Genomic DNA, 8,627 nt, shown 5'->3' with positions numbered 1-8,627 from the left:
TTCCCCAGTGACCTCATTGTGAGCGCTCAAATCAGCTGCCCCGTCACCATCACTCCGATGATCCCTCAGACCGCAACACCAATCTCTATGGGGCGTAGACGGCGCTTACCGAATGGTGACACCGTAGGCACTCATTTCTGAGCCCAAGGTCATGGGCACTGCATCCTGAAGCTCGGTGCGGCCGAGCTTGCGGATGCCTGAGAACACCTGCCCCTTTTCTTCGAACGCGCCAGCCAAAGCTTCCATCGCCTCAATGAGACCCGGCACAGACATCATCAAAGCCATGCGGATGGCTGTCGGATAAACATCGTTAGTGGATTGGGAACGGTTGACGTCATTGTTTGGATGAAGGTGATCATAGTCTCCGCAATTTCGGCTCATGAGTTCGAGACCGCGATTGGCGATCACTTCATTCATGTTCATATTGCTCGATGTTCCAGCCCCTCCTTGGAAGACATCGATCGGGAAATGCTGGCGATGTTGGCCGGCGATGATTTCATCGCAAACACGAGAGATTATGTTGGCTTTTTCTTCCGTAAGATGCGCGGCCTTGACGTTTACCCTCGCCGCAGCCTTCTTGATAGGTGCGAGGGCCCGTATGAGGTCCGGCAACTGGCTGATCGGAACCCCTGAAATTGGGAAGTTTCGGACGGCCCGCTCCGTCGGGGCTCCATAGAGGGCACCAAAAGGAACGCTGACGGGACCAAGCGAATCGTATTCTGTCCTGGCCGGGCCGTGTTCTCTGGACTGCGGGAACACGGACTTAGCCCCGCGAGTGCAGTTCGATTGCCAGCCAGACGGCGTCCGTGTCCGCGTAGTAGCGATGCCAAGGATAAGTCCATTGGTTCTTACCCGTAACCCTACAGAACGGATCGTGAGAAAAGCCGATGCCCATCGGCATGTCCTCGTAGATGGTTTTGTCGTCGCGCTCGCGGAATTTTTGCATGCGACCCAAACCGTGGATTTGGGTATGCACCTCGAGAAATGGATGTTCATTGTGGATGAAACAGTCTGTGTCTCCGGGCGACCACCAGAGGTTCAGACGAATGTCAAAGTCCTGCTCTTGAGTGGCTGTCGCCCGCTCGTTGGTAAAGACGTGGGGGTCCACCCTCACTGTGCCAATACTGTCGAAGGGTGAAATATAGAGCGGCGTGTCACGCGGGAAGCTCTTGATACGGTTGCCAAGCCACTCCCATCCCCGGAATACGCAGCCACCGAGATTGGTACGACGCTTCACCTTGATAGTGGCGGCGCGCTCACCCTGCCGGACATTGCCACCCTTGAGCCACGTCGACTTCCACGCCGGAACGATGGCCGGGTGTTCGTCACCTGTGACTAACGGCTTCGGCGACAGATTCACGACGACAGCGTCTTCGACCTTGTAGTCGCGGGGGTTCTCTACGAGTTCCGCATGAATGAAGTCATCAGCGAAAGCCAACGGTCGCGTCTTGTTTGTCATGGCGTCGGCTCCATCATCATGTACGATCGACTGAGAAGATCACTTCCCCGATAGCCACGCCATTTCGCGATTTACGCATTCCTGACGCACTGTGACGCAGTCCTAGCTCGGAATGATCATATCTGGCTTGTCGCCTAGATATTCGCGGACCTCCCTAGGGATCGATAGATCACTCATGTCTAGTGTCGTCGCGTTCCGAAGGTCGTCCTTCGTCAGTATTCCCTCGTGACGGAAGTGTAGAGCCACACGCGTCGAGAATGGCTGCCTGAACATGGTTGCTGCAATTCCACTCGTGATCCCACACATGAAGCGCTTTGAGTTCCGTTGCACGACCGACAGGATGCCGAACGTCATTTCGTTCCGCTGGGCACTCTCGAAGTCAACCGTGAAGATGCGGCCTTCAATCGGCGCGACGAAGCCGTGATACTTAAAGGTATATGCCGTCTGCTCGGGACGGTCGTAGTTCGGGAAGCGTTCAACATAAGCATGTTGAAGAAGATCTGGCCCACGGTAGATGCAAAATGCCGCACGGAGAATCTTTCGCGGATAAATTGAGGAGTAATGATAGCGGTCGTAGACCCCCAACAGCGAGTCCTCGACACTTTCGGCATTGCCCATAAGAGTAGAGATGAAGGCCTGGACCTGGGGCTGCTGCCGCAGTCGAGAAAAAGTATCAAAAAAATTCCCGTCAATTAACGCTCGGAAGTCCAGGTGTTCAGAAAACATCAGTTCCGGCGTCAAGCCAAAATGGTCGGCAATAATCCGTACATTTGCCGGTGAGGGCACATGGCGGCCGGACAAGTACTTGTTGAATTGCTGACGGTTTATCTTCGCCTTGCGGCAAACTTGGGAGACCGAGCCTCGTTGATCGCAGAGGTAGCGAAGGTTTGCCGAAAAGTCCGCGATTTTAGCTGGCCTGAACTCCTGAACGTCCACTTTGAACTCCATCACCATGCCGAAGTGCGTCATATCGCTTCACTATTCTGGGCCCTGCGAAGTTGAAACGCAAGCCACTCTTTCCGATGATGGTGACCAGAATTGCGAGGCGCCCCAGCCCCGCATCAGGTGAGGGAGAGCCATATGAAGCTGACCGGTGGTGAAGTTGTTGCCCGTTCCCTGAAGGAATATGGCGTCGAATACGTGGCAGGCGTACCCGGTCACGGCATCTGGTCGCTCTTTGACGCCTTCCTGCAGGAAGGCTCACAAATGCCCTTCATCCAGGTGATGCACGAACAGAGCGCCGTCCATATGGCAGACGGCTATTACCGCGCCAGTGGCAAGCCCATGGCTTGTTCAACGTCGGTTGGTCCCGGCGCCGCTAACACAATCATCGGCCTCGCCACCGCCTACTGCGACTCGACCTCACTTTTCTATGTCTCAGGCTCGCCCCAGACTTACATGCATGGCCACGGCACGATGCAGGAACTGGAGCGGCAGCACGACAACGCCTTTCCTCGAGTGACCGAACAGGTCACAAAGCGCGCTTGGCAGGCGACTTCGGTTAAGGTCTTGCCGTCGATTATGCACCGCGCCTTCAGCGAGATGATGACCGGTCGGCCAGGCCCCGTTCACGTGGAAGTACCGATGGACGTGCAGGTCGAGGCTGACGATGTCACTATCCATCCGCTGAACAAGCGCCTTCCTATCGGTGTCGCTCACCCTGACCCCCGTGCCATCGAAGCAGCTGTCAAGCTATTGATGTCAGCAGAACGTCCCGTCATCGTTGCGGGTGGTGGCGCCATAACAGCGAATGCATCAAATGAACTCACGAGGCTCGCGGAAAAGATCGGTGCCGCCGTCTCAATAACGTGGAACGGCAAGGGTGCCATTTCCGAAGACCATGCCCTGTTCATTGGGGCAGTTGGCCAGACGGGCACGAGCTGCGGCAACGGCATCACATCCTCGGCCGACGTCGTTGTCTCGGTTGGCTGCCGATTCACAGATTGGTCCGCCTCTTCTTATGCCAAGGGCGTCTCCTTCTCCATCCCCTCGGCAAAGCTGATCCACATAGATCTTGATCCCCGCGAGATTGGCAAGAATTACGAGACTGAAGTGGGAATCGTTGCTGACGCCAAGGTGACACTGGAAGCAATTCTCTCCATGATTTCCGATGTGGACTCTAAGAAGGCACTCGGCAAGCGCGAGGGGTTTCTCGCCGACGTTGCAAAGGCCAAGGCCAACTGGGTCACTCTCGTGTCTCCTCGCGAAAACAGTCGCGAGACGCCCTTCACGTCGCAGCGTCCCATCGTGGCGCTCCGCAAGGTTCTTGACCGCAACGGAATCGTAGTTATTGGATCTGGGAATACCCAGGGCTCTGTCAAGCAGAGCTTCACTGTTTACGAGCCGCGCACTCATATCACCTCCGGATCTTATTCACCGATGGGTTGGGCTGTGCCCGCCGCTATGGGCGCAAAGTTAGCTTGCCCCGATCGGCAGGTCGTCGCCATCGTCGGCGACGGGGACTTCATGATGTCTCTGCCCGAGATGGGAACAGCGGTCATGAACGGAATCAACGTCGTGTTTTTGGTCCTCAACAACCAGGGGTACATGTCGATCCGAGGCGGCATGCGCAAGTTCATGGGCAGGCACATTGCCTCCGAATTCAACAATCACGCAGGCAACGGTCATCCCTACTCCGCCGATCTGACCGCGATTGCAAAAGCCTTTGGCCTTCAAGCGTGGAAAGTCGAACGGGACGAAGATCTGGAGTCGAGCCTGAAGGCAGCGCTCCACTGCGGTGGACCCGCACTTGTCGAAGTGATGGTCTCGCGCGACGCCGCTGGTCCTTTCGCTACAGGTTGGTGGGACTTCCCCTCGCCCGACTACTACGAAAAGGAAAAGGCAGACTACGAAAAGATGAGGGCGAAGGAACAGCATCTCTGACACAGCGGTGTCGCCTGCAATCGGCAGCCGCTCACCTCCGAAACGCCCTCATCAATAGGACATGCCATGATCCGTCACATCAAATCTGCCCGCATTTCTCAGAGCAAGACGAGCGATCCGGCGGTAACGAAAACTGTGGAGTCCTTGCTTCGCGAAGTTCGCGAAGGTGGAGATGCTGCGGTCCGGACGTTGAGCATCAAATTCGACGGCCTGGATCGTGATAGCTATCGGCTCGACGACAAGGAAATCCAAGCCTGTATCAATGGTTTGAGCAAACAGGAGCGGACCGATCTCGATTTCGCGCAGAAGCAGGTCCGCAACTTTGCTTCTGCCCAGCGCCAGACGATCCTTGATCTCGAAATCGAAACCATGCCTGGCGTCGTCCTGGGCCATCGCAACATACCGATCGCGAATGTCGGCTGCTACGTACCCGGTGGAAAGTATCCCTTGCTCGCGTCAGCCCATATGACTGTCCTCACAGCCAAGGTCGCCGGCTGCAAGCGGGTTATCACCTGCGCACCTCCCTTCAAGGGGGAGATAGCATCAAAGATTGTTGCTGCGCAGGCCCTCGCCGCAGCTGATGAGATCTACGTCCTCGGTGGCGTCCAAGCTATCGCCGCGATGGGATACGGGACCGAAAGCATAGCGCCAGTCGATATGCTTGCAGGGCCAGGCAATGCCTATGTCGCAGAAGCCAAGCGCCTCATGTTCGGCAAAGTGGGCATCGATCTCTTCGCAGGCCCCACCGAAACCCTTGTGATTGCCGACGAAACTGTCGATGGCGAGATGGTTGCCACCGATTTGCTGGGTCAGGCGGAGCACGGAGTCAACTCGCCAGCTGTTCTGATCACCAACTCTGAAGGCCTCGCGCGCGACACGCAAAGAGAAATCGAGCGAATTCTGACAATCCTGCCCACGGCAGACATAGCCGGCAAGGCTTGGGACGACTACGGCGAAATCATTCTTTGCGATACCCTTGAGGAGATGGTCGCTGAAGCTGACCGCATTGCATCCGAACATGTTCAGGTCATGACCAGGGATCCAGACTACTTCCTGAACAAGATGACCAACTATGGCGCCCTGTTCCTTGGAGCGCGCACCAACGTCTCCTTCGGCGACAAGGTCATCGGTACCAACCACACCCTGCCTACACTCAAGGCAGCGCGCTACACCGGCGGCCTGTGGGTCGGAAAGTTCCTGAAGACCTGCACCTATCAGCGCGTTCTGACCGATGAGGCATCGGCGAAGATTGGGGCCTATGGCTCCAGGCTTTGTCTGATGGAGGGATTTGTCGGTCACGCCGAACAAGCCAATCTCAGGGTCCGCCGATACGGAAAGCGGAACGTGGGATATGGCATGCCGGTTGAGGCCATCTGATGTCGGCCGTGGGGGAGAGGGCCGTGACGGACAGAGAGACCACATCGCGGCCATCTGGCCAGCCACTCCTGTCTCTCGAAGATATTGGCAAGTCCTTCGGCGGCGGCGTCATTGCGTTAAATGATGTCTACTTCAACATCCACGACAACGAGTTCTTCACCCTCCTGGGACCGTCGGGTTGTGGAAAGACCACATTGTTGCGGATCATGGCAGGCTTTGAGGAGCCTACCCGACAGGCGTCTCGGCGGCTAACGCCCTGCTGTCCCCGGACCTTGCCAAGGCACCCGAGATCAATCCACCTGCGGGCTATAAGACCTACGTCAACCCGACCTGTTCTGCGGAAACGCTGAAAAAGTACGATCTGATCTGGACGAAGCTTCGTCAGTAGAGCCAAATGCGCTGCGGGCGGTACGCTCCACCGCCCGCAGACTCACTATTCAAAAGGCCGGGGTTACATGACATCACCTGACGTAATTGTAATAGGAAGCGGCGTCGGTGGCGGGACGACGGCTCTGGCTCTCGCCCGTCGGGGCCTTTCGGTACTCATACTTGAGCGAGGAACCGACCTCCCTCGTGAGGCAGATAACTGGAGCCCCAAGGCAGTCTATCTTGACCGCAAATACACTGCTCGTGAAACGTGGCTTGACGGAGACGACAAGCCATTCCACCCCTCCGTTTTTTACAATGTCGGCGGCGCAACGAAGTTCTATGGTTGCACCATGATCCGGTTCAGACCTCGTGACTTCGAGGTCGTGGAACATCATGATGGAATCTCTCCGGCCTGGCCGGTGACCTATGAGGACATGGAGCCGTGGTATCGGCAAGCCGAGGAGCTCTTCCATGTTCTCGGGACGGGTGGCATTGACCCTACAGAAGGACCACGGTCCAGCCCCTACCCCTACCCGGGGGTACACTCAGACCTTCCGATGCAGGGTCTGATGGAGCGGCTGCGTTCCCAAGGTCTGCATCCATTTCCCCAGCAAGCTTCGATTTATATGCCACCAAGCGGGGGCTGCATCCGTTGCGGAACTTGCGACGGCTATCCCTGCCAGATCGACGCCAAGGCCGATGCCGAAATGAGCACACTCCGGCCGGCATTGGCGATGGGCCATGTCGTGTTGCGGAAGTCAACGCTTGTCCGCCGGCTTCTTCTGAACCCTGATGGCAAGAGCATAGCAGGTGTCGAAGTGGAGCAGGATGGAAGAACCGAAGTTCTTACAGCCAAGACATACGTGCTCTCAGCCAGTGCCATCAACTCAGCGGCCATTCTCCTCCACTCCGCCACGGACGCGATGCCGAATGGACTCGCGAACTCCTCTGATCAAGTTGGCCGCAACTACATGACCCATAACAACTCTGCCATGATGGCCGTGGGAGCGAGGAAGAATGCCACGGTGTTCCAGAAGACCGTGACGATAAACGACTATTATTTCGGCGATGATGAGTTCCGCTGGCCGATGGGATGCCTGATGTCACTCGGCAAGCTGCGAGCCGGCGTCATGACTGCCGCCAACCCGCTCGTACCTCAATTTGTAAATGAGCTTCTCGCTCAGCGTAGCTTCGACTGGTGGATCATGTCGGAAGACCTGCCGTCGCCTGAGAATAGAATCACCGTCTCTGGCGGCACAATCAAGATGGATGTGCGCCGCAATAACCTGCGCGCCCACCAGGAACTCACCAAGCGGGCATCCCGCGCCATGAAACGTGCCGGTTTACCCCTCATCCTCACCAAGTTGATGCCAGTCGCCACAACCTCCCACCAATGCGGAACGGCGCGGTTCGGTACGGATCCGCAGACCTCCGTGCTCGATCCGTTTTGCCGGAGCTGGGACCACCACAATCTCTTCGTCATCGATGCCTCGTTCTTCCCATCATCGGCAGCTGTGAATCCCGCGCTGACAATAGCCGCGCAGGCTCTCAGGGCAGCCTCCCATATCGCCGGGGAAGACTTCGGCATCTCGTCACCACACTAGAGGATTTCGTGATGATCGGACACGTGAACAGCTTTGCGATGCCATTCTCCAATGTGGCTCATCTCGACCTTGCGGGAAAGCTTCTGGCAACCCGCGTGGCGGGTTATAAAGATCTGTCGCAGATGCCCATCGAAATTGAGCGTATGGCGGCGGCTGGGATTTCGCCCGGTGAAGTGCGCAGGCGTGCGGCAGGCCAAGGCATCACCATTGGACGCCTCGATCCATTGAACACATGGCCAAGGATCTGGTTGCCCGACAATATGGATGATGCGTATATCGCCACGGTCGATACGCCTGCAGATCGGTTCTTCCCGCTGGCGGAGAGTGTCGGGGCGAGATACATGAGTCTGAATGCCACCTTCCCCCTCGGTTCAATGTCGATCGACGAAGTAACCGAGCACTACGCGCGCATCTGCAAGCGCGCTGACGATCATGGGCTGATCTGCGATCTGGAGCCTATCCCCCTATGGGGCGTTCCCACGCTCGAGATGGCGTGGCGGATCGTCAAGACTTCGGGCGCGAGGAACGGCGGACTTGTCATCGATACATGGCACATGGTGCGAGGCGGATCTGACATCTCTCTGTTGAACGACATCCCCGGTCATATGATCCACTCTGTGCAATTGAATGACGGACCATTGCAGCTTCCTCCCGGCGTGACGATCAAGGACAACTGCTATGATCGGAAATTTCCGGGCGACGGAGAGTTCCCCAACGTGGAGCTTGTGCAGATCCTGGCCCGAACAAATGGGCTCAACCAGCTCTGCCCAGAAGTCTTCTCTCCTAGATTGGCTGAAATGTCCGCAGAGGAGGTCGGCATCCGCACGCGAGACAGCATTCAGGGAGTGCTTCAGTTGGCACGAATCGACTGGCACCAGGCGTGATGTTCGGACCGGGAAGCAGGGTTCAAGTCACCAGGATCTTCTTGGCTTCAT

General features: G+C 56.9%; 8 protein-coding genes and 1 pseudogene. 6 read left to right on the top strand and 3 right to left on the bottom strand.

What is annotated here, in order from left to right:
* Positions 1–105 precede the first annotated feature (105 nt).
* The 3 genes from ACILRA_RS15530 to ACILRA_RS15520 all read right to left on the bottom strand — a co-directional run bounded on the left by ACILRA_RS15530 (position 106) and on the right by ACILRA_RS15520 (position 2,428).
* Positions 106–759: a lyase family protein gene (locus ACILRA_RS15530; protein WP_395662985.1), complete on the bottom strand. Its 654-nt coding sequence runs from the start codon at positions 757–759 to the stop codon at positions 106–108.
* A 4-nt stretch (positions 760–763) separates the two neighbouring features.
* Entirely contained in the window at positions 764–1,459 is a 696-nt protein-coding gene (locus ACILRA_RS15525) for a hypothetical protein (protein ID WP_395662984.1), read from the bottom strand.
* Between the two features lie 102 nt (positions 1,460–1,561).
* On the bottom strand, positions 1,562–2,428 hold the full coding sequence (locus ACILRA_RS15520) for a helix-turn-helix domain-containing protein (RefSeq protein WP_395662983.1): 867 nt from the start codon (positions 2,426–2,428) through the stop codon (positions 1,562–1,564).
* 111 nt (positions 2,429–2,539) lie between these two features.
* Between ACILRA_RS15520 and ACILRA_RS15515 the strand changes: the two genes are divergently transcribed.
* The 6 genes and pseudogenes from ACILRA_RS15515 (at position 2,540) to ACILRA_RS15490 (ending at position 8,576) form a co-directional block, all read left to right on the top strand.
* Positions 2,540–4,342 (top strand): thiamine pyrophosphate-binding protein, encoded by a 1,803-nt coding sequence (locus tag ACILRA_RS15515; protein WP_395662982.1) that lies wholly within the window; start codon positions 2,540–2,542, stop codon positions 4,340–4,342.
* Between the two features lie 66 nt (positions 4,343–4,408).
* Positions 4,409–5,719, top strand: coding sequence for a histidinol dehydrogenase (gene hisD / locus ACILRA_RS15510; protein ID WP_395662981.1), 1,311 nt, complete (start codon positions 4,409–4,411; stop codon positions 5,717–5,719).
* Complete coding sequence (locus ACILRA_RS15505; protein ID WP_395662980.1) at positions 5,719–6,069, top strand: ATP-binding cassette domain-containing protein; 351 nt, start codon at positions 5,719–5,721, stop codon at positions 6,067–6,069. The genes hisD and ACILRA_RS15505 overlap by 1 nt, the downstream gene beginning before the upstream one ends.
* Positions 6,070–6,174: 105 nt before the next feature.
* Positions 6,175–6,273, top strand: a pseudogene (locus tag ACILRA_RS15500) (FAD-binding protein); the annotation flags it as partial.
* Between the two features lie 384 nt (positions 6,274–6,657).
* Positions 6,658–7,692: a GMC oxidoreductase gene (locus tag ACILRA_RS15495; RefSeq protein WP_395662986.1), complete on the top strand. Its 1,035-nt coding sequence runs from the start codon at positions 6,658–6,660 to the stop codon at positions 7,690–7,692.
* Positions 7,693–7,703: 11 nt separating this feature from the next.
* On the top strand, positions 7,704–8,576 hold the full coding sequence (locus tag ACILRA_RS15490) for a sugar phosphate isomerase/epimerase family protein (protein WP_395662979.1): 873 nt from the start codon (positions 7,704–7,706) through the stop codon (positions 8,574–8,576).
* Positions 8,577–8,627: the final 51 nt, after the last annotated feature.

It is taken from the genome of Aestuariivirga sp. (assembly GCF_044239095.1).
In the GTDB taxonomy this organism is placed as follows: Bacteria; Pseudomonadota; Alphaproteobacteria; order Rhizobiales; family Aestuariivirgaceae; genus Aestuariivirga.
This window is presented reverse-complemented; position numbering and strand designations above follow the sequence as displayed.

Coding starts and splice junctions, on each gene's coding strand:
- ACILRA_RS15525 (WP_395662984.1), bottom strand. CDS start 1,459: ATGACAAACAAGACGCGACCGTTGGCTTTCGCTGATGACTTCATTCAT.
- ACILRA_RS15515 (WP_395662982.1), top strand. CDS start 2,540: ATGAAGCTGACCGGTGGTGAAGTTGTTGCCCGTTCCCTGAAGGAATAT.
- ACILRA_RS15495 (WP_395662986.1), top strand. CDS start 6,658: ATGGAGCGGCTGCGTTCCCAAGGTCTGCATCCATTTCCCCAGCAAGCT.
- ACILRA_RS15505 (WP_395662980.1), top strand. CDS start 5,719: ATGTCGGCCGTGGGGGAGAGGGCCGTGACGGACAGAGAGACCACATCG.
- hisD (WP_395662981.1), top strand. CDS start 4,409: ATGATCCGTCACATCAAATCTGCCCGCATTTCTCAGAGCAAGACGAGC.
- ACILRA_RS15490 (WP_395662979.1), top strand. CDS start 7,704: ATGATCGGACACGTGAACAGCTTTGCGATGCCATTCTCCAATGTGGCT.
- ACILRA_RS15520 (WP_395662983.1), bottom strand. CDS start 2,428: ATGACGCACTTCGGCATGGTGATGGAGTTCAAAGTGGACGTTCAGGAG.